19 protein-coding genes, 1 tRNA gene and 3 pseudogenes are annotated in these 24,121 nt (G+C 70.1%); 13 read left to right on the top strand and 10 right to left on the bottom strand.

The genetic code is table 11. From position 1 onward, the window contains the following. Window positions 1-10: 10 nt before the first annotated feature. Window positions 11-668, bottom strand: a pseudogene (locus AB0937_RS05240) (ATP-binding cassette domain-containing protein); the annotation flags it as partial. Here AB0937_RS05240 and AB0937_RS05235 point away from each other — a divergent pair. The 4 genes and pseudogenes from AB0937_RS05235 to AB0937_RS05220 form a co-directional block, all read left to right on the top strand. Next, window positions 615-785 (top strand): annotated as a pseudogene (locus AB0937_RS05235) (ATP-binding cassette domain-containing protein); the annotation flags it as partial. The pseudogenes AB0937_RS05240 and AB0937_RS05235 overlap by 54 nt on opposite strands. Further along, window positions 782-913 carry a hypothetical protein gene (locus AB0937_RS05230; RefSeq protein ID WP_366709563.1) on the top strand — a complete coding sequence of 44 codons (132 nt, stop codon included), beginning with the start codon at window positions 782-784 and terminating at the stop codon, window positions 911-913. The pseudogene AB0937_RS05235 and the gene AB0937_RS05230, both read left to right, overlap by 4 nt. 87 nt (window positions 914-1,000) lie before the next feature. Continuing rightward, the gene (locus tag AB0937_RS05225; RefSeq protein ID WP_366709562.1) at window positions 1,001-1,735 is read left to right on the top strand and encodes a VWA domain-containing protein; all 735 of its coding nucleotides are present in this window, start codon (window positions 1,001-1,003) and stop codon (window positions 1,733-1,735) included. Window positions 1,736-1,845: 110 nt separating this feature from the next. Continuing rightward, window positions 1,846-3,498, top strand: a complete 1,653-nt coding sequence (locus AB0937_RS05220; protein WP_366709561.1) for a cytochrome bc complex cytochrome b subunit — start codon at window positions 1,846-1,848, stop codon at window positions 3,496-3,498. A 24-nt stretch (window positions 3,499-3,522) separates the two neighbouring features. Here AB0937_RS05220 and AB0937_RS05215 read toward each other — a convergent pair whose 3' ends face one another. Next, window positions 3,523-4,410: a hypothetical protein gene (locus tag AB0937_RS05215; RefSeq protein WP_366709560.1), complete on the bottom strand. Its 888-nt coding sequence runs from the start codon at window positions 4,408-4,410 to the stop codon at window positions 3,523-3,525. A gap of 172 nt (window positions 4,411-4,582) precedes the next feature. Between AB0937_RS05215 and AB0937_RS05210 the strand changes: the two genes are divergently transcribed. From AB0937_RS05210 to AB0937_RS05185, 6 genes are all read left to right on the top strand, one after another. Further along, window positions 4,583-5,059: a GNAT family N-acetyltransferase gene (locus AB0937_RS05210; protein ID WP_366709559.1), complete on the top strand. Its 477-nt coding sequence runs from the start codon at window positions 4,583-4,585 to the stop codon at window positions 5,057-5,059. A 20-nt stretch (window positions 5,060-5,079) separates the two neighbouring features. Beyond that, complete coding sequence (locus tag AB0937_RS05205; protein ID WP_366709558.1) at window positions 5,080-5,430, top strand: chorismate mutase; 351 nt, start codon at window positions 5,080-5,082, stop codon at window positions 5,428-5,430. A gap of 137 nt (window positions 5,431-5,567) precedes the next feature. Then, entirely contained in the window at window positions 5,568-6,119 is a 552-nt protein-coding gene (locus AB0937_RS05200; RefSeq protein ID WP_366709557.1) for a response regulator, read from the top strand. A 67-nt stretch (window positions 6,120-6,186) separates the two neighbouring features. Beyond that, window positions 6,187-8,679: an aminopeptidase N gene (gene pepN, locus AB0937_RS05195; protein ID WP_366709556.1), complete on the top strand. Its 2,493-nt coding sequence runs from the start codon at window positions 6,187-6,189 to the stop codon at window positions 8,677-8,679. An 829-nt stretch (window positions 8,680-9,508) separates the two neighbouring features. Continuing rightward, window positions 9,509-10,891, top strand: a complete 1,383-nt coding sequence (locus AB0937_RS05190) for an aminotransferase class V-fold PLP-dependent enzyme (protein WP_366709555.1) — start codon at window positions 9,509-9,511, stop codon at window positions 10,889-10,891. Then, window positions 10,888-12,294, top strand: a complete 1,407-nt coding sequence (locus tag AB0937_RS05185; RefSeq protein ID WP_366709554.1) for a SidA/IucD/PvdA family monooxygenase — start codon at window positions 10,888-10,890, stop codon at window positions 12,292-12,294. Before AB0937_RS05190 ends, AB0937_RS05185 begins: the two co-directional genes overlap by 4 nt. A gap of 13 nt (window positions 12,295-12,307) precedes the next feature. Here the strand turns inward: AB0937_RS05185 and AB0937_RS05180 are convergent, their stop codons facing one another. Continuing rightward, window positions 12,308-14,104 carry a 5'-nucleotidase C-terminal domain-containing protein gene (locus AB0937_RS05180; protein WP_366709553.1) on the bottom strand — a complete coding sequence of 599 codons (1,797 nt, stop codon included), beginning with the start codon at window positions 14,102-14,104 and terminating at the stop codon, window positions 12,308-12,310. Window positions 14,105-14,267: 163 nt separating this feature from the next. Between AB0937_RS05180 and AB0937_RS05175 the strand changes: the two genes are divergently transcribed. Further along, window positions 14,268-14,984 carry an SIMPL domain-containing protein gene (locus tag AB0937_RS05175; protein WP_366709552.1) on the top strand — a complete coding sequence of 239 codons (717 nt, stop codon included), beginning with the start codon at window positions 14,268-14,270 and terminating at the stop codon, window positions 14,982-14,984. Between the two features lie 164 nt (window positions 14,985-15,148). After that, window positions 15,149-16,585, top strand: coding sequence for a pyruvate kinase (gene pyk, locus AB0937_RS05170; RefSeq protein WP_366709551.1), 1,437 nt, complete (start codon window positions 15,149-15,151; stop codon window positions 16,583-16,585). A 7-nt stretch (window positions 16,586-16,592) separates the two neighbouring features. On the opposite strand, the pseudogene AB0937_RS05165 reads toward pyk, so the two are convergent. After that, window positions 16,593-17,382, bottom strand: a pseudogene (locus AB0937_RS05165) (helix-turn-helix domain-containing protein). Window positions 17,383-17,466: 84 nt separating this feature from the next. Continuing rightward, window positions 17,467-17,553: transfer RNA gene (locus AB0937_RS05160), tRNA-Leu, on the bottom strand. A 101-nt stretch (window positions 17,554-17,654) separates the two neighbouring features. Here AB0937_RS05160 and AB0937_RS05155 point away from each other — a divergent pair. Further along, window positions 17,655-18,311 (top strand): response regulator, encoded by a 657-nt coding sequence (locus AB0937_RS05155; protein ID WP_184845222.1) that lies wholly within the window; start codon window positions 17,655-17,657, stop codon window positions 18,309-18,311. 90 nt (window positions 18,312-18,401) lie between these two features. On the opposite strand, the gene AB0937_RS05150 is transcribed toward AB0937_RS05155, so the two are convergent. The 5 genes from AB0937_RS05150 to AB0937_RS05130 form a co-directional block, all read right to left on the bottom strand. Next, a complete protein-coding gene (locus AB0937_RS05150; RefSeq protein WP_361116199.1) occupies window positions 18,402-19,118 on the bottom strand; it encodes an ABC transporter ATP-binding protein in 717 nt (238 codons plus the stop codon). After that, on the bottom strand, window positions 19,115-19,978 hold the full coding sequence (locus AB0937_RS05145; RefSeq protein WP_189589765.1) for an ABC transporter ATP-binding protein: 864 nt from the start codon (window positions 19,976-19,978) through the stop codon (window positions 19,115-19,117). Before AB0937_RS05145 ends, AB0937_RS05150 begins: the two co-directional genes overlap by 4 nt. Before the next feature lie 4 nt (window positions 19,979-19,982). Then, complete coding sequence (locus AB0937_RS05140; RefSeq protein WP_366709550.1) at window positions 19,983-21,797, bottom strand: branched-chain amino acid ABC transporter permease; 1,815 nt, start codon at window positions 21,795-21,797, stop codon at window positions 19,983-19,985. A gap of 4 nt (window positions 21,798-21,801) precedes the next feature. Then, on the bottom strand, window positions 21,802-22,731 hold the full coding sequence (locus AB0937_RS05135; RefSeq protein WP_234850180.1) for a branched-chain amino acid ABC transporter permease: 930 nt from the start codon (window positions 22,729-22,731) through the stop codon (window positions 21,802-21,804). 137 nt (window positions 22,732-22,868) lie between these two features. Beyond that, complete coding sequence (locus AB0937_RS05130) at window positions 22,869-24,098, bottom strand: branched-chain amino acid ABC transporter substrate-binding protein (RefSeq protein WP_366709728.1); 1,230 nt, start codon at window positions 24,096-24,098, stop codon at window positions 22,869-22,871. Between the last annotated feature and the right edge of the window lie 23 nt (window positions 24,099-24,121).

Below are 24,121 nucleotides of genomic sequence, written 5' to 3'. Positions count from 1 at the left end.
TCGCACGTCCTCAGCCGTTCCCGGTTCCGGGTGCGTTCGCGTGCCCGTCCGGCCACACCTGGAGGTGGTCCTCCTCCAGCTCCTGCAGCACCCGGTCCGCCATGCCCAGGGCCCGCGGTGTACTCGGCCGGCAGCTGGAGACGGCCCGCGCTGTCGAGCATCGCGTACTCACGGGCCACCAGGGACTCCCGGCCCGTCTCGTCGACCTCCGTGCGGCGCAGCACCTCCGTCGAGGTGCGGCCGTCGCGGATCGCGACCGTGCGGCGGACCTCGCCGGCGACCGCCTGGTCGTGCGTGACGATGACGATCGTCGTCCCCAGCTCCTCGTTGGCCCGGCGGAACGCCGCGAAGACCTGCTGCCCGGTCGCCGAGTCCAGCTCGCCGGTCGGCTCGTCGGCGAGGAGGACGGCGGGGGCGTTGGCGAGGGCGACGGCGATCGCGACGCGCTGCTGCTGGCCACCGGACATCGCCTGCGGACGACGGTCCCGGCAGTCGGCGACGCCGAGCAGGGACAGCAGGTCGTCCACGGCACGGGGGCCGCGGCCGTGCACGCGCTGCGCGGGGCCTCCTTCGCCGTCCGGCGCGGTGAACTCGTCGCCCTCAAGGGCCGTTCGGGCTCCGGCAAGTCGACGCTGCTCCACCTGATCGGCGGCCTCGACTGCCCGCAGCGCGGCCGTGTCGTGGTGGACGGGACCGACCTGTCCGCGCTCGGCGAAAGCGAGCTGCCCTGCTGCTCGCCGACGAGCCGACCGGCCGGCTCGACGCCGCCACCGGCCTGGCGGTGATGGAGCTGCTGCGGGCCGTGGTGCTCAGCGAGCGTGTCACGGCCCTCGTCGCCACCCACGACCCCCAACTCCTCGGCCTGGCCGACCGGGTGCTGGAGCTGAGCGACGGTGCGGTCGTGGAGGAGTGACCGGAGCAACGGTCCGGTCCAGGAGTGAACGGGGCGGTGGTCCAGGAGTGATCGGAGTGGTCGTCGAGGAGTGAGAGGATGCGACCCATGGTCGCGATCAGTCTGAGCAAGGTGCAGGAGACCGCTCCCGCCCTGGTGAACCTCTACAAGAGCGCCGGGGTGTCCCTCACCAAGCACGGCCTCGACGGGCTGCGGGCCGCGGTCTACCTCGTCATCGACTACTCCGGCTCGATGAAGCCGTACTACCGGGACGGCAGCGTGCAGGCGCTGGCGGACCGGGTGCTCGGGCTGTCGGCCCACCTCGACGACGACGGCAGCGTGCCCGTCGTGTTCTTCTCCACCGATGTCGACGCCGAGACCGAGATCGCCCTGGCCGGGCACGAGGGGCGGATCGAGCGGATCGTGGCCGGCCTCGGGCACATGGGGAAGACCAGCTACCACCTGGCGATGGACGCCGTGATCGACCACTACCTCGAAAGCGGCTCGACGCAACCCGCCCTGGTGGTGTTCCAGACCGACGGCGGGCCGATCAACAAGCTCGCCGCGGAACGCTATCTGTGCAAGGCGGCCAGGCTGCCGCTGTTCTGGCAGTTCATCGGGTTCGGCGACCCCGGCAGCAAGCAGTTCGACTTCCTGCGCAAGCTGGACGAGCTGGCCGTGCCCGCCAAGCGGGTCGTCGACAACGCCGGGTTCTTCCACGCGGGGCAGGACCCGCGAAAGGTCCCGGACGCCGAGTTGTACGACCGGCTGGTGGGCGAGTTCCCGAAGTGGCTCGTGGCCGCCCGGGCGCAAGGGATCGTCAGGGACCCCGGCAGCCGCTGACCGGCCCTCGCCCCCCTGGCCCAACCGGCCCGCCCCTTGGCCCACGCCCCGTTTGCACGGCCGCGCCGCCGTGCCACGCTGGGAAGGATCCGACGGGGAGGCGACGACGTATGGGCGACGACGGCGCACGACGGGTGTACGGGACGGACTCCGACCGGAGACCTCCCACCGGCAAGGGCGAGAAGCTCGCCGACTGGGCGGACGGGCGGCTCGGGCTCTACGGCCTGGCCAAGGCCAACATGCGCAAGGTCTTCCCGGACCACTGGTCCTTCATGCTGGGCGAGGTCACCCTCTACAGCTTCGTCGTGCTGATCCTCACCGGCGTCTACCTCACCCTGTTCTTCGAGCCCAGCATGCAGGAGGTCGTCTACCACGGCTCCTACACGGAGCTCAACGGCGTCCTCATGAGCAAGGCGTTCGAGTCCACGCTGGACATCAGCTTCGACGTGCGCGGCGGGCTGCTGATCCGCCAGATCCACCACTGGGCGGCCCTGGTCTTCATCACCGGCATGCTGGTGCACATGATGCGGGTGTTCTTCACGGGCGCCTTCCGCAAGCCGCGCGAGCTGAACTGGCTCTTCGGCTGGAGCCTGCTGATGCTCGGCATCATCACCGGCCTCACCGGCTACTCCCTCCCCGACGACCTGCTGTCCGGCACCGGCATCCGCTTCGCCCAGGGCGCGATCCTGTCCATCCCGATCGTCGGGACGTACCTGTCGTTCTTCCTGTTCGGCGGGGAGTTCCCGGGCGAGGACATCATCTCGCGGCTGTACCCCGTCCACATCCTGCTGCTGCCCGGGATCATGCTGGGCCTGGTCACCGCCCATCTGATCCTGGTCTTCTACCACAAGCACACCCAGTTCCCCGGCCCCGGACGCCAGGAGCGGTCGGTCGTCGGCATGCCGTTCCTGCCGGTGTACATGGCCAAGGCCGGCGGCTTCTTCTTCCTCGTCTTCGGCGTCCTGACGGTGATGGGCGCCATCGCCCAGATCAACCCCGTGTGGGCCTTCGGCCCCTACCGCCCCGACCTGGTCACCACCGGCGCCCAGCCCGACTGGTACCTCGGGTTCTCCGAGGGCCTGATCCGGGTGATGCCGGGATGGGAGATCAACTTCTGGGGGCACACGCTCGTCCTCGGCGTGTTCATCCCCTTCTCGCTGTTCCCGCTGATCCTGCTCGCCCTGGGCCTCTACCCCTTCATCGAGGCGTGGATCACCGGCGACAAGCGCGAGCACCACATCCTGGACCGGCCGCGCAACGCGCCCGTGCGCACCGGCCTCGGCGTGGCCTGGCTGACCCTGTACGCGGTGCTGCTGATCGGCGGCGGCAACGACATCGTCGCCACCCACCTCCACCTGTCCATCAACGTGATCACCTGGTTCGTGCGGATCGGCGTCTTCGTGCTGCCGGTCGCCGCGTTCATCGTCACGAAGAAGATCTGCATGGGCCTGCAGCGCCGCGACCGCGCCAAAGTGCTGCACGGCAGGGAGACCGGCACCATCAAGCGGCTGCCCACCGGCGAGTACATCGAGGTCCACGAGCCCCTCACCCAGGCCGAGCTGTTCACCCTCACCCAGCACGAACAGCGCCCGCCCCACGAGATCGGGCCCGAGATCGACGCGGCGGGCGTGCGCCGCAGGATCAAACGGTCCGAGCGGCTGCGCGCCCGGCTCGCGAAGGCCATGTACGGACCCGACGCCCGCATCGAGAAGCCGACCGTGGAGCAGTACCGCGAGATCACCAGCGGCGACCACCCCCACTGACCGCCGGGATCCGGCACGCACCCGCTACGTATCGCACTCCAGCACGCTCCGGCACAGCGCACACCGTGCCCGGACCCGCCCCCGCACCGGCACCCTGATCCGCTGGTGACACGTGGGGCACGGGAACGACACCCGCAGCCGGCCGCCCCCGTCGGGGGAGAACGCGTAGCGCACCCCCGGCTGCGGCGGACCCGCCGGCGCGTGCCGCCGGTCCCGGGCGTACCGCCGCCGCCCCGCCCACCCCGCCGCCGTCAGCGGAGGCTCCTGCCCGTCACGGCGGGCCAGCTCCCTCCCCTTCACATACGCCGTGTACGCCTGCGCACTGGTGAACCACACCGACGGGTCCTCCCCGAAGACCAGCGCCCGCTTGGCCAGCACGTACCCGAACTCCTCCGGCGTGAGATACCCCAGCTTCTGCGATGACGCGCCGTCCTCCCGGAACGCGTCCAGCAGCAGCCACCCCGCTCCCAGGTACGTCGTCGCGGTGTCGGTGAGGATCTCGTTGTCCCGCACGCCCGGGAACGACAGGCCGAGGCGATGCAGGTACACGTGCATCACCTCGTGCGCCAGAGCCGCGCCGATGTCCCGCCGATGCGTACGGAACCGGTCGTTCAACTCCACGAAGTACTCCGGCCCGGGCGTGAGCTCCACGTTCGCCGCGTGCCGCATCTCCCGGAAGCTCACGATCAGCCGGGCGTCCGGCAGCCGGTAGTGCCGCACCAGCTCGTGCGCCACCCGCTGCACCCCCGGATGCAGGTCGTCGGTGTCGCAGAACGCCACGTCGACGGGGAGCACGCTGGTCTCGAACGTCCGGACCGTGTCGTACGACAGTCGTCTGTACAACGCCGTGATGGCCGCCCGCACCGTCTCCAGATGCGGGTAGCCGTGCTCGACCGGCCCGTCCTTCGCCACGCCTCACCCCCAAGACGCCCCTGAACCCGGTTCCACTGTACGAGGGCACGCCCCGCCGCGGACGGGCCCCGGCGCGGCGAAATCCGGTCGCCGCCGCCCTGGCCGCCCCGGCACACTCCGGGCGGCGAAATCCGGTCGCCGCCGCCCTGGCCGCTCCGGCAGACTCCGGGCCGTGACCAGCGAACAGCACACCCCAGCGGGCTCGCTCCGGGTCGGCGGCCGGGACGACGACCTCGAGAGACGGCTCGACGAGGAACTGACCGCCTTCAACACCGCCGCCGCCGGCGGGGCCGTGACCGAGCCCCTCTCCGTCTCCGTCACCGACGACAGCGGCGACCTGGTCGGCGGGCTCACCGCCTGGACCTGGGGCACCCTGTGCTCGGTGGACCTGCTGTGGGTGCGCGAGGACCGGCGGCACTGCGGCTGGGGCGGCCGGCTCCTACGAGCGGCGCAGGACGAGGCCGTCCGACGCGGCTGCACCGACATGATCGTCTCCACGTACAGCTTCCAGGCGCCCGGCTTCTACCCGAGGCTCGGCTTCCGGGAACGGGCCCGCATCGGGGGCGTCCCCGGCGGCCACGAGGACGTCCACTTCCACAAACGACTCACACCGCCGAAGGATGAGACGGCCCTCGGCGACCCGGCGTGATCCCCGTAGGCTGACGCCCCATGACCACCAGCACCACCGGTTCCCCCGACGTCGACCCCGCCGTCCGCGCAGAGCTCGCCCGGCTGCGCGACAGCATCGACAACATCGACGCGGCCGTCGTCCACATGCTCGCCGAGCGCTTCAAGTGCACCCAGCAGGTCGGACACCTCAAGGCCCAGCACCAGCTGCCGCCCGCCGACCCGGCCCGCGAGGCCCGCCAGATCGCCCGGCTGCGGTCCCTCGCCGAGAACGCCAAGCTAGACCCGGCCTTCGCCGAGAAGTTCCTGAACTTCATCGTCGCCGAAGTCATCCGCCACCACGAGCGCATCGCGGACGAGGCGCTCAACGGCGCCGCCCCAGGCGGCAACTGACCTCGCGCGCGCCCCGGGGGAGTGACACGGCGGCCCGCCGGGGGCATGCTGCGCTGTACACAGCATGTCAGCTGACGAGCACTCCGCGTCAGTGTCCCGGACTACTCTGGACCTCCACGAGGGAGGGGCGTCGGGCCATGCCGTCGGATACCAGGATCCTCATCGTCGACGACCACGAGGACACGCTGTACGCGCTCGAAAGCGCCCTGGCCCCGCTGGGCTACCTGCTCGGCCGGGCCACCAGCGGCGACGAGGCGCTCAAGCAGGTGCTCCGCGGCCAGGTCGGCCTGCTGCTGCTCGACGTGCGCATGCCGGGCGTCAGCGGGCTGGAGGTCGTGCGCTACATGCGGCGTGTGGAGCAGACCCAGCACATCCCGGTGATCCTGCTCACCGGCTTCGGAGCCGACCACGAACTGACCACCACCGCCTTCCGACTCGGCGTCGCCGACCTCGTCCTGAAACCCGTCGACCCCTGGGCCCTGCGCACCAAGGTCCGCTACCTCTACGACGCCCACCGGCGCCGGCTCGCCCTGGAACGGGAAGTGCACCGCCTGCGCGCCCTCGTGGGGGAACACACCGGGACCGCCGCACACTCCACGCGCCCCGCACTGCCGCACCCCGACGCGCGCGTGCCGACGCAGCGGCCCATGGGGGCGCACGCCGGGGAGCTCGAAAAGGACCGCACCTAGACGGGACATTGGGCACGTACCGATCCGCCTCTGTGCCTTCCCGACGGCATCAGGCAGCATGTCACGCATGTCCGTACTGACGCGCGACGAAGCGCAGACCCGAGCAGAGCTCCTCGACGTCCACCGCTACACGATCGAACTCGACCTGACCGGCGGAGACGAGACCTTCGACTCCCACACCCTGATCAGGTTCGCTGCCCGCGTGGACGGGGACACCTTCGTCGAGCTCAAGCCCGCCGAGCTGCGCTCCGTCACCCTCGACGGACACCCCCTGGACCCGGAGTCCCTGGACGGCAACCGGCTCGCCCTGCCGAACCTCACCGCCGGCGAGCACGAACTGCGCGTGGACGCGCGGATGCGCTACTCCCGCACCGGTGAGGGCATGCACCGCTTCACCGACCCCACCGACGGCGAGACCTACGTCTACACCCAGCTGTTCATGGAGGACGTCCAGCGGGTCTTCGCCGCCTTCGACCAGCCCGACCTGAAGGCCGTCTTCGACCTGTCGGTGAAGGCCCCGCAGAACTGGACCGTCCTCGCCAACGGCATCACCGAACAGGCCGACGGCGTATGGACGGCGGCCCCCACCCCGCGCATCTCCACCTACCTGGTCGCCGTCGCCGCGGGCCCCTGGCACTCCGTGCGCACCGAGCACCGCGGCCTGCCCTTCGGCCTGCACTGCCGCCGCTCCCTCGCCCCCTACCTGGACGCCGACGCCGACGAACTCCTCGACGTCACCCGCGCCTGCTTCGACCGCTACCACGAGAAGTTCGACGAGCCCTACCCGTTCGACTCCTACGACCAGGCCTTCGTCCCCGAGTTCAACGCCGGCGCCATGGAGAACCCGGGCCTGGTCACCTTCCGCGACGAGTTCGTCTACCGCTCCGCCGTCACCGACACCGAACGCCAGACCCGCGCGATGGTCATCGCCCACGAGATGGCCCACATGTGGTTCGGCGACCTCGTCACCCTCAAGTGGTGGGACGACATCTGGCTGAACGAGTCCTTCGCCGAGTACATGGGCTACCAGACCCTCACCGAGGCCACCCGCTTCACCGACACGTGGACCGACTTCGGCGTCACCCGCAAGTCCTGGGGCTACGACGCCGACCAGCGCCCCACCACCCACCCCGTCGCCCCCGAGGCCGTCGACGACACCGCCTCCGCGCTACTCAACTTCGACGGCATCTCCTACGCCAAGGGTGCCGGCGCACTGCGGCAACTGGTCGCCTGGCTCGGCGAGAAGGACTTCCTCGCCGGCATCAACGCGCACTTCGCCCGGCACAAGTTCGCCAACGCCACCCTCGCCGACTTCATCGACAACCTCGCCGGCGCAACCGACCGCGACGTCCACGCCTGGGCCGACGCCTGGCTGCGCACCACCGGCGTCGACACCCTCACCCCGCGCGTCGCCCCCGGCGAGCACGGCACCTGCGCCCTCACCGTCGACCGCACCGGCAGCCGCCCCCACCGCATCGCCGTCGGCCTCTACGACCGGGACCTCGGCGACGACGGCGGCCAGCTCGTCCTGCGCGAACGCCTCCACCTCGACCTCCCGCACAGCGACGCCCACCCCATCGGCAAGCGCCCCGCCCTGCTCCTCCTCAACGACGGCGACCTCACCTACGCCAAGGTCCGCTTCGACCCCGAGTCCTTCGAAACCGTCCGCAAGGACCTGTCCGGCCTGCCCGAGCCGCTGACCCGCGCGGTCGTCTGGAACGCCCTCCGGGACGCCGTCCGCGACGGCGAACTCGCCCCCCAGGCCTACCTGGAGACCGCTCGCGCCCACCTGCCGCTGGAAACGGACCTCGCCATCGTCCAGGGTGTGCTCGCCTTCGCCACCACGTACCTCGCCGACCGCTACGTCGCCCCCGGGGAGCGGCCAGCCGCCCTCGCGACCCTCTCCGAACTGTGCCGCGACCTCATCCGCCGCACCGAGGACGGCGACAACCCCGGGCTGCGCCTGATCGCCGTACGCCACCGCATCGACGTGGCCGCCCACCCCGACACCATCGCCGCCTGGCTCGCCGACGGCACCGTCCCCGGCGGCCCCGAGCTCGACCCCGAGCTGCGCTGGCGCGTACTCGCCCGGCTCGCCGCCCTCGGCGCGACCGACGAGACCGCCATCACCGCCGAACTGGAACGCGACCCGAGCGCCACCGGCCAGGAGGGCGCGGCCCGCTGCCGGGCCGCCCTGCCCGACCCGGACGCCAAGGCCCGCGCCTGGCAGGCCATGTTCGGCTCCGACGAGCTGTCCAACTACCTCTTCACCGCCACCGCCCGCGGCTTCTGGCAGCCCGAACAGGCCGACCTGGTGCGCGAGTACGTCCCGCGCTACTACGCCGACGCGGTCGCCGTCGCCGACCGCCGCGGCCCGGCCATCGCCGACGCCGCAGGCCGCTGGGCCTTCCCCGCCCACGCCGTCGACGCCGACACCCTCCGCCTCGGCGAGGAATGCCTGCGCGACGCCGGCCCGATCCCCGCGCTGCACCGCAAACTGGCGGATCAACTGGACGACCTGGCACGGGCGTTGCGGGTCCGGGGAGCCGCCGGTCACTAGTGCCGCGGCGGGCAACGTTTGCCCGTGGAGGAGCGGCGTCCGGTGCGTGCTCTCGGCGTGCCGGGCGGAAGCCCTCGTACGGGGCGTACTCGGGCTTTCGGGCGGTGCGGCGAGAGGGCGTGCCGGGGGTCGCGACGGGGCGAACGTTGCCTGCCGCGGCACTAGGGTCAGTCGTCGGCACGCGGCCGCACCGGTACCGGCATCGGGGTCCCACTCCTGATCGGCATGTCACGGCGACATCGCACCCCGCGATGATCCCGGTGCTCCCTGAAGACGGACCCAGGACCGGCGAGAGCCGCGGGCGGCAGGGCGGGGCGGGGGAGAACCGGAATCGGTGGCAGGGGGTGCTGGTCTGGCGGCTGGTCGCGGTCGGGTGGTAGGGGGTGCTGGTCTGGCGGCTGGTCGCGGTCGGGTGGCAGGGGGTGCTGGTCTGGCGGCTGGTCGCGGTCGGGTGGCAGGGGGTGCTGGTCTGGCGGCTGGTCGCGGTCGGGTGGTAGGGGGTGCTGGTCTGGCGGCTGGTCGCGGTCGGGTGGTAGGGGGTGCTGGTCTGGCGGCTGGTCGCGGTCGGGTGGCAGGGGGCGCTGGTCTGGCGGCTGGTCCGGGTCGGGCGATAGGGGGCGCTGGAGTGGTGGCTGGTCCGGGTCGGGTGACAGGGGGGCGCTCGTCGGGCGGTTGACCCCTGTCGGGCGACACGGGGCGCTCGACGGGCGGCCGGCCCCGGTCGGCGGCCGCGCCGCTGCGAGCGGATTCCCCCGTGGGAGATACCTCCACCCGGGTCGGGTCGTTGAGCCGTGCGGGTGTATCGCCCCGCTCCCCGGAGGTCAGCCCCATGAGCACGCCGCCCCTTGCCTCAGGCCCCGAAGGGCCCCACGCCCTCCGGCCGTTGCTCGGCACCGTCCTCGATGCGCTGGACACCGGCGCCCGGGCACGGGGCGGGCCGCTGCCGGCGGGCGGGCCCGGGGCAGTCGCCACGCGGCTCCGTGAAGCGGTGGGGGAGATCCTCCCCGAGCAAGGCGACCCGCACGCCCTGCACACCCTGGTCCGGGCCTTCGCGGAAGGCGCCGCCGACCCCGCCCACCCTCTGTGCGCGGCCCACCTGCACTGCCCGCCCCTCGCCGTCGCCACCGCCGCCGACCTCGCCGCCTCGGCCCTCAACCCGTCCCTGGACTCGTGGGACCAGGCCCCGGCCGCCACCGAACTCGAATCGATCGTCACACGGACGCTGGCCCAGCGGGCAGGGGCCGCAGACGCACTCGTCACCACCGGCGGCACCGAATCCAACCAACTCGCCCTGCTCCTCGCCCGGGAGAGACACCGCGGAACCGTCCGGCTCGTGCACGGGGCCAACGCCCACCACTCGCTTCCCCGCGCCGCCTGGCTGCTCGGGCTGCCCGAACCCGTCGTCGTACCCGCCCCGGGCGGCACGCTCGACCCGGACGCCCTCGACGAGGCCCTCACCGGCCTGTCCGGCCCGCTGCTCGTCGCCGCCACCGCCGGTACCACCGACGCCGGACGCATCGACCCGCTGCCCGAGATCGCCGCCCGCTGCGCCGCCCACGGCGCCCGGCTGCACGTGGACGCCGCCTACGGCGGCGGCCTCCTCTTCAGCGACCGGCACCGCGCCCGCCTCACCGGGCTCGCCGCCGCCGACACCGTCACCCTCGACCTGCACAAACTCGGCTGGCAGCCGGTCGCCGCCGGCCTCCTCGCCGTCCGGGACGCCCGCGACCTCGCCGCCCTGCGGCAGCACGCCGACTATCTCAACGCCCCCGACGACACCGAGGCCGGACTGCCCGACCTGCTCGGCCGCTCCCTGCGCACCACCCGCCGCCCCGACGTCCTCAAGGTCGCCGTCACCCTCAAGACCCTGGGCCGCAGCGGCCTCGGCGCCCTCGTCGACCAGGTCTGCGACCACGCCCGGCAGTTCGCCGCCCTCGTCGACCGGCACCCCGACTTCGAGCTGCACGCCCCGCCCGTCATCAGCACGGTGCTGTTCCGGCCCACCGGCGCCACCGACGCCGTCGTCGCCGCCGTGCGCCGCGCCCTGCTCACCGACGGCTCCGCCGTCCTCGGCCGGGCCCGCCTGGACGGCCGGCTCTGGCTCAAAGCCACCCTCCTCAACCCCGCCACCGGGCCCGACGACCTGGCCGCCCTGCTGCACCTCGCGGCAGCGAGCCGAGCCACCCTCGTGGAAGGACACACCCCCCGATGAACCCCGCCCCCGCCCCCGACGCCCCCCGCGACCTCGTCGGCATCGGCATCGGCCCCGCCAACCTCTCCCTCGCCGCGCTCGCTCACCCGCTCGACGGCCTCGACACCGTCTTCTACGACCAGAACCCCGCCTTCGCCTGGCACCCCGGCCTGCTCATCGACGGCGCCACCATCCAGGTCCCCTTCCTCGCCGACCTGGTGTCCCTCGCCGACCCCACCAGCCCCTGGACCTTCCTCAACCACCTCAGGTCCCGCGAGCGGCTCTTCCCCTTCTACTTCGCCGAGCGCTTCCACATCCAGCGCGCCGAGTACGACGCCTACTGCCGCTGGGTCAGCGAGAACCTCCCCGGGCTCCACTTCGGCCACCAGGTCGACGCCGTCCGCTGGAACCCCGAACGCGACCTCTTCGAAGTCGACTTCACCCAGCTCGACGCCGACGGGGAAGCGGAAGCCCTCGGCCGGACCTACACCCGCGACGTCGTCCTCGGCATCGGCACCGAGCCCTACGTCCCCGACCCCCTCAAGCCCCTCGTCGAAGCCCCCGGGGTGCCCGTCCTGCACGCCGCCGACTACCTCGACCACCGCGCCGCGCTCCTCGCCGCCGAACACGTCACCGTCGTGGGCATCGGGCAGTCCGGCGCCGAGATCTTCCTCGACCTGCTGCGCCACCGGCCCGCCGGGCGCGAGAAACTGCACTGGCTGGGCCGCACCGAGGCCTTCGCCCCCATGGAGTACTCCAAGCTCGGCCTGGAGCACTTCACCCCCGACCACACCCGCTACTTCCACGCCCTGCCCGAATCGACCCGCGACCGGCTCGTCGAGGGCCAGTGGCAGCTGCACAAGGGCATCGACGCCGCCACCATCGCCGCCGTCCACGACGAGCTGTACCGCCGCACCCTGCACGGCGGCTGGCCCGACGCCGTCCTCACCCCCGGAGTACGCGTCCGCACCGCCGGCCGGGTCGCGACGACCAAGGTGGAACTCCACGTGGAGCACGGCCCGCAGGACAGCCGCTCCCGTCTCACGACCGACGCCGTCGTCCTCGCCACCGGCTACCGCGAGCGTCCCCTCGACCGGATCCTCGCCGGCCTCGACCCCTATATGCGCCGCGACAACCGGGAACGGCCCCGCATCGACGAGGACCACCGGCTCGTCCTCGACCCGTCCGTCACCGGCACGGTGTACGTCCAGAACGCCGAGACCCACACCCATGGCGTAGGGGCCCCCGACCTCGGCCTCGCCGCCTGGCGCAGCGCGATCATCCTCAACTCCGTGACGGGCGGGGAGGCCTACGCACTCCCCGCCCGCACCGCCTTCACCACCTTCGGCCTCACCCGGCGGACCCACGTCCCGCCGCCCCGCGAGGCACCGGCTCTGACCCCGCTGGTCGACGACCGAAGGTGACGAAGCGCGCGGCTCAGAACACGGGCGTGCCGTTACGGGTGAGCTTCCAGTCCACCGCGGCGAACGCGGCCGGGTCGATCGACCCCTTCGCCTTCACCCAGGCGATCATGGTGTTGCGGATCTCTTCCGAGTTCGACCACAGCACCTGGGCCGCGGCGACGTGCGGGAAGTTGCCCCCGCCGTTGGCCCGGTAGTTGTTCACCGCGAACACGAACTTCGCGTCGTCCGCGAGCGGCTGCCCCTCGAAGCGCACGTTCGTCACCCGTGACCCGGCCGGCTTCGCGATGTCGATCTCGTACGCCAGACCGCTCACGACGTCGTAGTTGTAGTCCGGCGTGCCGTTCGCGTTCGTCAGCTTCGCCGGATCCACCGGGGCGTCCGCGGCGGTCTGCACGTAGTAGTTCGCCGAGAACTCCAGGTACGCCTTCATCTGCGCACCCGTCATCAGACGCGCCTCCAGCGTGTTCTCGAAGACGTACAGACCCGCCACGTCCCGGATCGTCACCTGGCCGGCCGGGATCCGGGCACTGCGCGAGAAGCACGCCGCCTGCGACAGCACCGGCAGCGCGGCGTGCTCCGTGCCCGCCAGCGCCTGCTTCACCGTGTCCGCCTGGATGTGGTTGATCAGGTCGATGATCGGCACGTCCTTGTACGGCGCCTCGGCCGACGTCATCTCCGCCGCGTTCGTGCCGATGACCTGGTTGACGTACGCCACGACCTTCTCGTGCTCGTCGGCCAGCAGCTTCGTGATCCTCGGGTCCTCCTCCACAGTGTTGGAGTTGAGGACCTTCGCACCGACCTTCTCGACCTTCCAGCAGCCCTTCTCCCAGACCAGTTCGAAGTCGAACAGCGTCAGCCGCTGGCCCCACTTCAGCGGCTCCGACAGCACGACCTGCTTGCCGGTCTCCTTGTTGGTGACGAAGTACTCGGGGATCTCCGTGTGCGCGTGCCCGACCAGGATCGCGTCGATGCCCGGCACCTGCTCGGCCACCAGAGCGGCCGCGTTCTCGATGTACGGCAGCTGGTCACCGTAGGACGACTTCCCCGACGAGCCGCTGTGCGCCGACACGATGACGACGTCCGCGCCCATCGAGCGGAGCTTCGGCACCCACTTCGCCGCCTGCTCCTCCAGACCCGGAAACGTCATCTTGCCCTGCACGTTCGCCTTGTCCCAGATCGCGATGCCCGGGTTGGTCAGCCCCAGCACCGCCACCTTCACGTCCCGCCCGTGCGGCGTGCGCAACCGGTGCATGCTGTACGGCGCGAACGCCGGCCGCAGCGTCTTCGCGTCCAGCGCGTTCGCACCCAGCAGCGGGAAATCGCACTGCTGCTCGAACTTCCGCAGCACCGGGATGCCGTAGTTGAACTCGTGGTTGCCGAGCGCCGCCGCGTCGTAGTCCATCGCGTTCATCGCCTGCGCCATCGGGTGCACCGGCCCGCCCTTGGCGGTGATCGGGTCCACCTTGGCGTAGTAGTACGACAGCTGCGTGCCCTGGATGGTGTCGCCCGCGTCGATCAGCAGCGTGTTGCGGCGGCCCTTCTCCGCACGGACCCGGTTCACCAGCGTCGAGACCTTCGCGAGGCCGACGTCGTTGTGGTCCTTGTCGTCGAACTCCTTGTCCGTGAAGTAGTCCCAGTTGAAGACGTTGCCATGCAGGTCCGTCGTACCGAGCACCGTGAACGCGTACCGCTTGGCGCCCCGCTTCGCCTCGGCCGCCTGCGCACCCGGCGCCGAGACCGCACCGGCCAGCGCCACCCCCGCCCCCGTCACGGCGGACTTCTCCAGGAACTTCCGGCGGTTCAACGGCATGTCTGGCTCCCCTTGCGGAATCTCTGAACGACGCGCGTAGATAACGCGCGTAGATTCTGACCCGTGCATGACCTGCCGCAACAGACCCGGCAGGTTGCGATCTGATGACTCGGCCCCCGCATCCCCGGCCGCCAACCAGCCCAGACATGACAGAGTGGGGCGTATGACCGCGGCCACCCCAGACGCCTCCCAGCCCGCCGTCCCCTACGGCACGCCCGAGGCCCCCCGCATCGCCGTCCGCGGCGAGGCCCGCCTCGAAGTCGACCCCGAGATCGCCCGCATCGGCATCACCGTCGCCGCCCGCGGCCGCGACCGCCGCTCCGCCCTCGACGACCTCACCCGCCGCAACGCCGGCATCCTCGACCTCGTCAAGTCCTACGGCGACGCCGTCGAACGCCTGGAGACCGGCGCCTTCTCCATCACCCCCGAACTCACCAAACACGGCCGGGGCGAACGCGTCCGCACCTACCACGGCAGCGTCCGCGTCACCGCCGAACTCACCGACTTCACCGCCCTCGGCGAACTCACCACCCGCCTCGCCGACCTCGAACTCACCCGCGTCGACGGCCCCTGGTGGACCCTGCGCCCCGACTCGCCCGCCCACCGCGAAGCCCGCAAGAAAGCCGTGCACGAAGCGGTCCAGCGTGCCCGCGAGTACGCCGAAGCTCTCGGCACCAGCCTCTCCGCCCTCGTCGAACTCGCCGACATCGGCGCCGAGAGCGCCCCGCCGGTCCACCCCCAGGCCCCCGGCCGCATGCGCTCGGCGGCCTTCGCCGGCGCCGCCGAGGACACCCCGGCCCCCCTCGACCTCGAACCCCAGCGCCAGCGCGTCCACGCCGCGATCAACGCCCGCTTCACGATGGTGCCGCCGCGCCTGTGACCCCCGGCGGAGCAATCCCCGAAAACGCGAACGAATTCCTTCGCGTGCTCATCGGAGCGCTCTGCCGCACAATTCAACACTTGTCAATAACGCTTCACGCAAAGTCTGTTGAGTAGTCATGCCCGGCCAATTCACTACCAGTCGGTAACTCATAGGCTCGTTTCATGCGCCGAGCAAAAATCGTCTGCACCCTGGGACCCGCCACCGACTCGTACGACCAGATCAAAGACCTGGTCGACGCCGGAATGGACGTAGCCCGATTCAACCTCAGCCACGGCGGCCACGCCGAACACGAGGAGCGCTACCACCGGGTGCGCAAAGCAGCCGACGAGACCGGACGCAGCGTCGGCCTCCTCGCCGACCTTCAAGGCCCGAAAATCAGGCTCGGCCACTTCACCGAAGGCCCCGTACTCCTTGACCGCGGCGACACCTTCACCATCACCGTCGAGGACGGCGCCGAAGGCGACGGACGCATGTGCGGCACCACCTACGCCGGCCTCGCCGCCGACGTCACCACCGGCGAACGCATCCTCGTCGACGACGGCAAGGTCTGCCTCAAAGTGACCGCCGTCGACGGCCCCCGCGTCCACACCACCGTCCTCGAAGGCGGCGTGATCAGCGACCACAAGGGTCTCAACCTCCCCGGCGTCGCCGTCTCGGTCCCCGCCCTCTCCAAGAAGGACGAGGACGACCTCCGCTGGGCCCTGCGCACCGGCTTCGACGTCATCGCCCTGTCCTTCGTCCGCTCCGGGCGCGACATCCAGGACGTCCACCGCATCATGGACGAGGAAGGCCGCCGCCTCCCCGTCATCGCCAAGATCGAAAAGCCCCAGGCCGTCGAGAGCATCGACGACATCGTCGCCGCCTTCGACGGCATCATGGTGGCCCGCGGAGACCTCGGCGTCGAAATGCCACTGGAACAGGTCCCGATCGTCCAGAAGCGCGCCATCAAACTCGCCAAGCGCAACGCCAAGCCGGTCATCGTCGCCACCCAGATGCTCGACTCGATGATCGACAACGCCCGCCCGACCCGGGCCGAGGCGTCCGACGTCGCCAACGCGGTCATCGACGGCACCGACGCGGTCATGCTCTCCGGCGAGACCAGCGTCGGCAAGCATGCCGTCGAGACGGTCCGCACGATGGCGCGCATCGTCGAGGCGGCGGAGGAGGACATCCTGGCGAAGGGCCTCCCGCCCCTGACCGAACGCAACAAGCCCCGCACCCAGGGCGGCGCGGTGGCCCGGGCGGCAGCCGAGACGGGCGACTTCCTGGGCGCTCGCTTCCTGGTCGCCTTCACCCAGTCCGGTGACACCGCCCGCCGCCTCTCCCGCTACCGCTCACCGATCCCCCTCCTGGCCTTCACCCCTGACCAGGCGACCCGCTCCCAGCTCAGCCTGACCTGGGGCGTCGAGACCTTCCTCGGCCCCTGCGTCGATTCCACGGACGCGATGGTCGACCAGGTCGACGAACTGCTCCTCCGCTACGGCCGCTGCCGCCGGGGCGACACGGTCGTCATCACCTCCGGCTCCCCGCCCGGCGTCTCCGGCTCGACGAACATGCTCCGCGTCCACCACATCGGCGAGGACGACATCGCGAAGTAGAACACCGTCAGTGCTTGGGCCCGACGTGGGCGTCCATGAGAGCTACTGAGGCTTTGCGGGCGACGGAGATGTTGAACGGGTTGCCGTGACGGGTGCAGTGCGTCCACTCGACGCCGAGTTTGTCCAGGGTGTCGGTGTAGAGCCGCCTGATGTCATCGGAGGCGTTGGTGAAGAAGTACCGCGGGTACTCGTACCGCTTCCGCTCACCGGCAACCGTGCGGATCGTCCAGTTGGTGATCCGACACCCGTCCGAGTGGGTGAGCCCACGAATGAATTCCCAGGGCCAAGCATCGACGATGACTTGCTGCCAGGGCTCGAGGGCGATCCGGCGGTCGTGTTTCCTGCCGGGGCCGTGCTGGGGGAAGAGGCAATACAGGTGCTTCGAATAGACCTTCACGTTGCGGCAGCCGGTCCTGCGGACACGGCAGGTCGCGTTCTCCGGGAAGACCGCCCGCATGGCCGCTTCACAGGCGTCCATGAGACCCGGCCATGACTCCGTGCATGTGATCATGAGATTGGGAACGCGGTGCGCGGAGTAGTGGCTGATGTGTCCGTCCCCGAGATAGAGACCGAGTAAATAGGAATAGGCCGGCTCGTCCAGATCCCGCCCGTCGCACCGGGGGGCACGTCGGATCGTGGCGGCCGGGACACTCGCCGCGTTTCGCGCGGTCCAGGTGTTTCCAGTAGCCGATCGTCCCCAGCGGTACGTTGAGGCTGCGGGCCACCTCCGCGTTTCGCGCGCCCCCGCGCAGAAGGCTGATGGCTTTCTGTCGCACGTCAGTGTCATGGAAGTTCATGCGACCACTGTGTGCGACAGCCGGTGACCGTGGGCAGCAAAAAGCGGAGAACCACGCGAACGTGATCCTCCGCTTCTGATGTTGTGGTGCCCGGTGTGGGATTCGAACCCACATGCCCAAAGGGCACGGCATTTTGAGTGCCGCGAGTCTGACCAGTTCCTCCAACCGGGCAAGTCTGGGGACCGATGAGCAGTGTACCGGTTCACTGTGGGGCCTTGCTGCTAGGTACGCTCTTGGGAGCAGTACCGGCCTGCCCCTACCAAGGAGCCCACGTGAGTGCCCCCGAGTCGCCCCAGCCTGTTGACGTGCCTGAAGAGGACAAGTCGCACGTGCCCCCGATGACGACGCGGGTCGTCATCGCCGAGGACGAGGCGCTGATCCGGCTCGATCTCAAAGAGATGCTGGAGGAGGAGGGGTACACCGTCGTCGGTGAGGCCGGGGACGGTGAGCAGGCGGTGGAGCTGGCGCGGGAGCACCGGCCCGATCTGGTGATCCTGGACGTGAAGATGCCCAAGATGGACGGCATCTCCGCGGCCGAGAAGATCGCGGAGGAGAGCATCGCGCCGGTGCTGATGCTGACCGCGTTCTCGCAGCGCGACCTCGTGGAGCGTGCCCGGGACGCGGGCGCCATGGCGTATCTCGTGAAGCCGTTCAGCAAGACCGACGTCGTGCCGGCGATCGAGATGGCCGTCTCGCGGTTCACGGAGCTGAAGGAGCTGGAGAAGGAGGTCGCCGACCTCACGCTCCGGCTGGAGACGCGCAAGCTGGTGGACCGGGCGAAGTCGATCCTGCAGACGGAGTACGGCCTGTCGGAGCCGGCCGCTTTCCGGTGGATCCAGAAGACGTCGATGGACCGGCGGATGTCGATGCAGCAGGTCGCGGAGGCGGTCATCCAGGACGCCGACGAGAAGAAGGCCAACAAGGGCTGAGGGCCCGGTGCGAGAGGCCCGTTCCCCTTCCGGATGAGAAGGGGAACGGGCCTCTCGGTGTAAACGGGCTCTCGGCGTACGGGCGGGGTCTCAGTCCTCGCCCAGGTACGCCTTGCGCACCGACTCGTCGTGCAGCAGGTCCTGGCCGGTCCCGCTCAGGACGATGTTGCCGACCTCCATGACGTGTCCCTGGTCGGCCAGGGACAGTGCCGCCTGGGCGTTCTGCTCGACGAGGAGGATCGTCGTGCCCTGGGACTTCAGCTCCGAGATCGTCGCCATGATCTTCTGCATCATGATCGGGGAGAGGCCCATGGAGGGCTCGTCGAGCATGAGCAGCTTCGGCTGGGACATCAGCGCGCGGCCCATGGCGAGCATCTGCTGCTCACCGCCCGAGAGGGTTCCGGCGGCCTGCTTGCGGCGTTCCCCGAGGATGGGGAAGAGGTCGTAGGCGCGCTGGATGTCCTTCTCGATGCCGTCCTTGTCCTTGCGGAGGAACGCTCCGAGCTGGAGGTTCTCGGCGATGGTGAGGCGGGGGAAGATGTGCCGGCCCTCGGGGGAGTGGGCGAGGCCGAGGGCGACGATCTTGTGGGCGGCGATGCCGTTGAGCGGCTTGCCGTCGAAGAGGATCTTCCCGGAGGTGGGCTTCAGCAGGCCCGACAGGGTGCGCAGGGTGGTCGTCTTGCCGGCGCCGTTGGTGCCGATGAGGGTGACGACCTGGCCGGCTTCGACGCTGAAGGAGATGCCTTTGACGGCTTCGATCTTGCCGTAGGAGACCCGGAGGTCCTCGACCTCGAGGAGTGCGGTCACTGGGCTTCTCCCTTGGTGCTGCTGGTGGTGCTGGTCGCGTCGGCGGCGGCTTCGGCGGCCTCGACCTCGGCGGCTTCGGCCTCGCCGGGGTCGCCTTCGAAGGGTTCGCCCAGGTAGGCGGCGACGACGCGCTCGTCGGCCTGGACGACTTCGGCGGTTCCCTCGACGAGCTTCTCGCCCTGGACCAGGACGGCGACGCGGTCGGAGAGGTTGAAGACGAAGCGCATGTCGTGCTCGATGAGGAGGACGGCGATGCCCTTGTCGCGGATGGCGAAGACGAGTTCCTCGGTGGCCCTGGTCTCCTGGGGGTTCATGCCGGCGGTGGGCTCGTCGAGGAGCAGCAGGCCGGGCTCGGAGGCCATGGCGCGGGCGATCTCGAGCTTGCGCTGTTCGCCGTAGGGGAGGTTGCGGGCGAGGTGGTCGCGCTTGTGGGCGAGGCCGATGAACTCCAGGAGTTCCATGGCGCGTTCCTCGCTGGCGCGTTCGGCCTTCTTGAAGCCGGGGCCGCGCAGGAGGGCGGACCAGAGGCCTTCCTTGGTGCGGGTGTGGCGGCCGACGAGGACGTTCTCCAGGACCGTCATGTTGGCGAACAGACGGATGTTCTGGAAGGTGCGGGCGATGCCGGCCTGGGTGACCAGGTGGGGCTTCGGGGGGAGGACGGTGCCCTTGTAGGAGACGGTGCCCTCGGTGGGGACGTACAGGCCGGTCAGGCAGTTGAAGAAGGTGGTCTTCCCGGCGCCGTTGGGGCCGATGAGACCGACGATCTCGCCGGCGTTGACCGTGAAGTCGACGGAGCGTACGGCGGTGAGGCCGCCGAAGCGCATCGTGACGTCGCGTGCTTCGAGTACAGGTGTCGTCATGTTCTTACGCCCCCGCCTTGGTGACGGCCGGTTCGTCGGTCAGCGTGGTCTGTTTGGGTACGTCGAGTTGGCCGGTCTCGTGGAATTCGAGCTGGCGCCGGCGGTTGGCGATGATGCCTTCGGGGCGGAAGCGCATCAGGAGGATGAGCGCGATGCCGAAGGCGAGGAGCGACTTGTCCTGGAGGAAGACCAGCTTCTCGGGGAGCAGGTAGAGCAGGGCCGCGCCGAGGAGCGGTCCGGCCACGGTGCCCATGCCGCCGAGGACGACCGCGGCCAGGAGGAACGCGGAGTTGGGCGGGGTGGAGCCGGCGAACTGGTACGGCGTGGGGACGACGCTGTAGGTGACGTGGGCGCTGACGGTGCCGGCGAGGCCGGCGAGCGAGGCGCCGAGGGCGAAGGCGACGAGCTTGACGCGGAAGCCGTTGATGCCCATGGCGGTGGCGGCGGTCTCGTCCTCGCGGATGGCGATCCAGGAGCGGCCGATGCGGGAGTCCGCGGCACGCGTGTAGACCAGGACCACGATGGCCATGATGAGGACCATCAGCAGGTAGTAGTTGGCGAAGCGGCCGAGGGTGAATCCGCCGATGTCGTGGGCCTGGCCGAGGTTGAACCCGAAGAGGTTCAGGTCGGGGATGGAGGGGATGCCGTTCGGGCCGTTGGTGACGTCGGGTCCGGAGTCGCCGTCCATGTTGTTGACGGCGATGCGGAAGATCTCTCCGAAGCCGAGGGTGACGATGGCGAGGTAGTCGCCGCGCAGTCGCAGCGTCGGGGCGCCGATGAGGACGCCGAAGACGAGGGAGGCGGCCGCGCCGGCGAGGGCGGAGGCCCAGAACGGCAGGTGGACGCCGGAGATCGTGGAGAACTCGGAGCCGGAGACGAGGGCGGCGGTGTAGGCGCCGACGCCGAGGAAGGCGACGTATCCGAGGTCGAGGAGTCCGGCGAGGCCGACGACGATGTTGAGGCCGAGGGCCACGGTCCCGAAGATCAGGATGTTGACGCCGATGTTGGCGTAGTGGTCGTCGGTCTGGGTGAAGGGGAAGGCGATGGCCGCGGCGAAGCCCATGGCGAGGGTGAAGCTGCGGTTGGCGGCGACGAGGGCGGAGAAGCGGTCCATGAGGCCGGCGGTGTGCAGTGCCCACATGGCGAAGGTGACGACGAAGAGGTAGCCGATGAAGAGTTCGCCGTACTCGGTGTCGATGCCGTAGGTGAAGACGCCGAGGCCGATGATGGTGACCACGGTGATGGCGGCCCGCTGGATCCAGGGCGCGATGGCCTGGGCGGCGGGGATGTGGTCGGGCTTGGCGATGTAGGCCTTGAGGACGTCCTTGGTGCCGTCGGTGCCGGTGCGCTCCTGGGGGAGGGCGAAGGCGCCGAGGACGGGCAGCAGGGAGGCGACGGCCGCGACCCAGCCACCGGGTTCGAGGTTGACGACACCGCCGAGCTTGGCGCTGATGGCGATGACGGTGAACCAGGTGACGGCGAAGCCGCCGAGCGCGGTGAGGACGAGGGGTGCGTTGTTGCGGGCGGGCAGCAGCCAGCCGAGGCCGCGGATGCCGTAGGAGGCGAGCGCGAACAGGGCGGTGAGGACGCCGGCGGTGAAGGTCAGCCACTGCAGGCCACCGGGGTAGCCGTTGATGGTGAGGTCGCCGGGGAACTCCGCGGTCCAGGTCCAGGCGAGGAACGCGGAGGCGGCGGTGGCGATGCCGCCGGCGAGCAGCAGGCCGCGGGCGGCGGCGGTGGGGAGCGGGATGAGGCCGCGCAGTGCGGGCGTCGGGGTGGGGACGGCGTCCGGCACTTCGGTCTTGGTCGTCTCGGTCATGTGATCACGCCCTGTCCGCGACGCGCTCGCCGAGCAGGCCCTGTGGCCTGAAGAGGAGCACGAGGATGAGGAGGCAGAAGGCCCAGACGTTCGCCCAGCTCTGGCCGCCGAGCTGCTGCATGCCGGGGATCTCGTCGATGTAGGCGGAGGCGAGGGTTTCGGCGATGCCGAGGACGACACCGCCGAGCATGGCGCCGTAGATGTTGCCGATGCCGCCGAGGACGGCCGCGGTGAAGGCCTTGAGGCCCATGAGGAAGCCCATGCGGTAGTCGACGTTGCCGTACTTGAGTCCGTAGGCGACGGCGGCGACGGCCGCGAAGAAACCGCCGATGGCGAAGGCGATGACGATGATGCGGTTGGTGTCGATGCCCATCAGCTGCGCGGTGTCGGGATCCTGCGCGGTGGCCTGCATGGCGCGGCCGGTGCGGCTGCGGCGCACGAAGAAGGCGAGGGCGGCCATGCAGATGACGGCGGCCAGGATGAGGAAGATGTCGGCGTCCTTGATGGTGACGGAGCCGATGTCGTGGGTGGCGTCGAGGCCGGGGAAGGCGCGGGCACGGTCGGCGCCGGGGTAGAAGTTGCGCACGACCTCCTGGAGGGCCAGGGAGAGGCCGATGGCGGTGATGAGCGGTGCCAGGCGTGGTGCTCCGCGCAGTGGCCGGTAGGCGAACCGTTCCGCCCCTACGGCGATGAGGATGGCCACGAGGGCGCCGCCGAGGAGCATGAGGGGTACGGCGAGAGCCATCGAGGTGCCGTCGGGCAGGATGTAGAAGTAGACCGTGAGGGCGCCGAAGGCCCCGGTCATGAAGATCTCGCCGTGCGCGAAGTTGATGAGCTGGACGATGCCGTACACCATCGTGTAACCGATGGCGATCAGCCCGTACATCGAGCCTAGAAGCAGCCCGTTGGCCAGCTGCTGCGGCAGGGTGTTCACCGCATGGCCTCCATGTCGCTGGTGGTCGTGTGCACTGGATGTGTGCGTGGTCGTGTGCTGTGTGGGGGTGTGGAAACGGGCCGCGCGGTCGGGGTCCCCTTCCGCGCGGCCCGTGGTGCGGCGTTGTGGCGGGCCGACTACTTCAGGTCGGCGGTACCGGTCTCCACGTCCTTCCAGGCACCCTTCTCGACCTGGTAGACCGTCAGCTGCTTGTTGGTGGTGTCGCCGTACTGGTCGAAGGAGATCTTGCCGGTGAGGCCTTCGAAGTCGGACTTCTGGACACCGTCGACGACCTTGGAGCGCAGGTCGTTGATGTCGCTGGGAACCTTGCCGCCGTTGGCGTCCGCCGCGGCCTTCACGGCCTTGATGATGGCGGTGGTGGCGTCGTAGGCGTAGGCACCGTACGCGCCGTAGTCGCCCTTGTAACCCTTGTCCTTGTACGTCTGGATGAACGTCTTGGCCGCGGGCAGGGTGTCGGCGGGGACACCGATGGCGGTGGCGAGGTCGCCCTCGGAGGACTTGCCGGCGGCCTCGATGTAGGTGGAGGCGAACATGCCGTCGCCGCCGAACAGCGGGACCTTGGCGCCGGTGTCCTTGAGCTGCTTGGTGATCAGCGCGGACTCGTCGTACTGGCCGCCGTAGTAGACCAGGTCGGCACCGGAGTTCTTGATCTTCGTGGCGAGCGAGCCGAAGTCCTTGTCGCCGGTGTTGACGTGGTCGGTGGCCACGACCTTGCCGCCGAGCTTCTTGAACTGCTCGGCGAAGATCTTCGCGAGGCCGGCGCCGTAGGTCTGCTTGTCGTCGACGACGAAGGCCTTCTTCTTCTTGAGGCCGTTGTACGCGTAGCCGGCGGCGAAGCTGCCCTGCAGTTCGTCGGTGGTGGCGGTGCGGAAGTACGTCTTGTAGGGACGCTTCTTGTCCGTCTGCCAGTTCTTGCCCTGGGTCAGCTCGGGGTTGGTGTTCGCCGGGGAGATCTGGACCATGTTGGCCGAGGCGAAGACCTGCTGCATCGTCTGGGCGACGCCGGAGTTCAGCGGGCCGACGGCGCCGACGGCGGTCTTGTCGCCGACGATGCTGGTGGCGTTGGACTGGCCGGTGGCGGGCTGCGCCTTGTCGTCCAGGGCCTTGAGCTTGAACTTGACGCCGGGGACCCAGTTGTTCTTGTTGGCGTCGTCGATGGCTATCTGGGCGCCGTACTGGATGCCGAGGCCGGTGGTGGAGTTCTCACCGGAGAGGGGGGCGTCCACACCGATGGTCAGTGTGGTGCCGCTCCCGCCGTCTCCGCCCTTGTCACCGCTGTCGTCTCGGGAACCGCAGGCGGTGAGAGTCAGAGCTCCGGTCGTGAGAACGGAGGTAAGAATCACCAAGGAACGCTGTCGCACAATCAGTC

The organism is Streptomyces sp. NPDC047880, assembly GCF_040706515.1.
GTDB lineage: Bacteria > Actinomycetota > Actinomycetes > Streptomycetales > Streptomycetaceae > Streptomyces.
The sequence above is the reverse complement of the archived record's forward strand: the minus strand, read 5'-3'. Positions and strand labels throughout refer to the sequence as shown.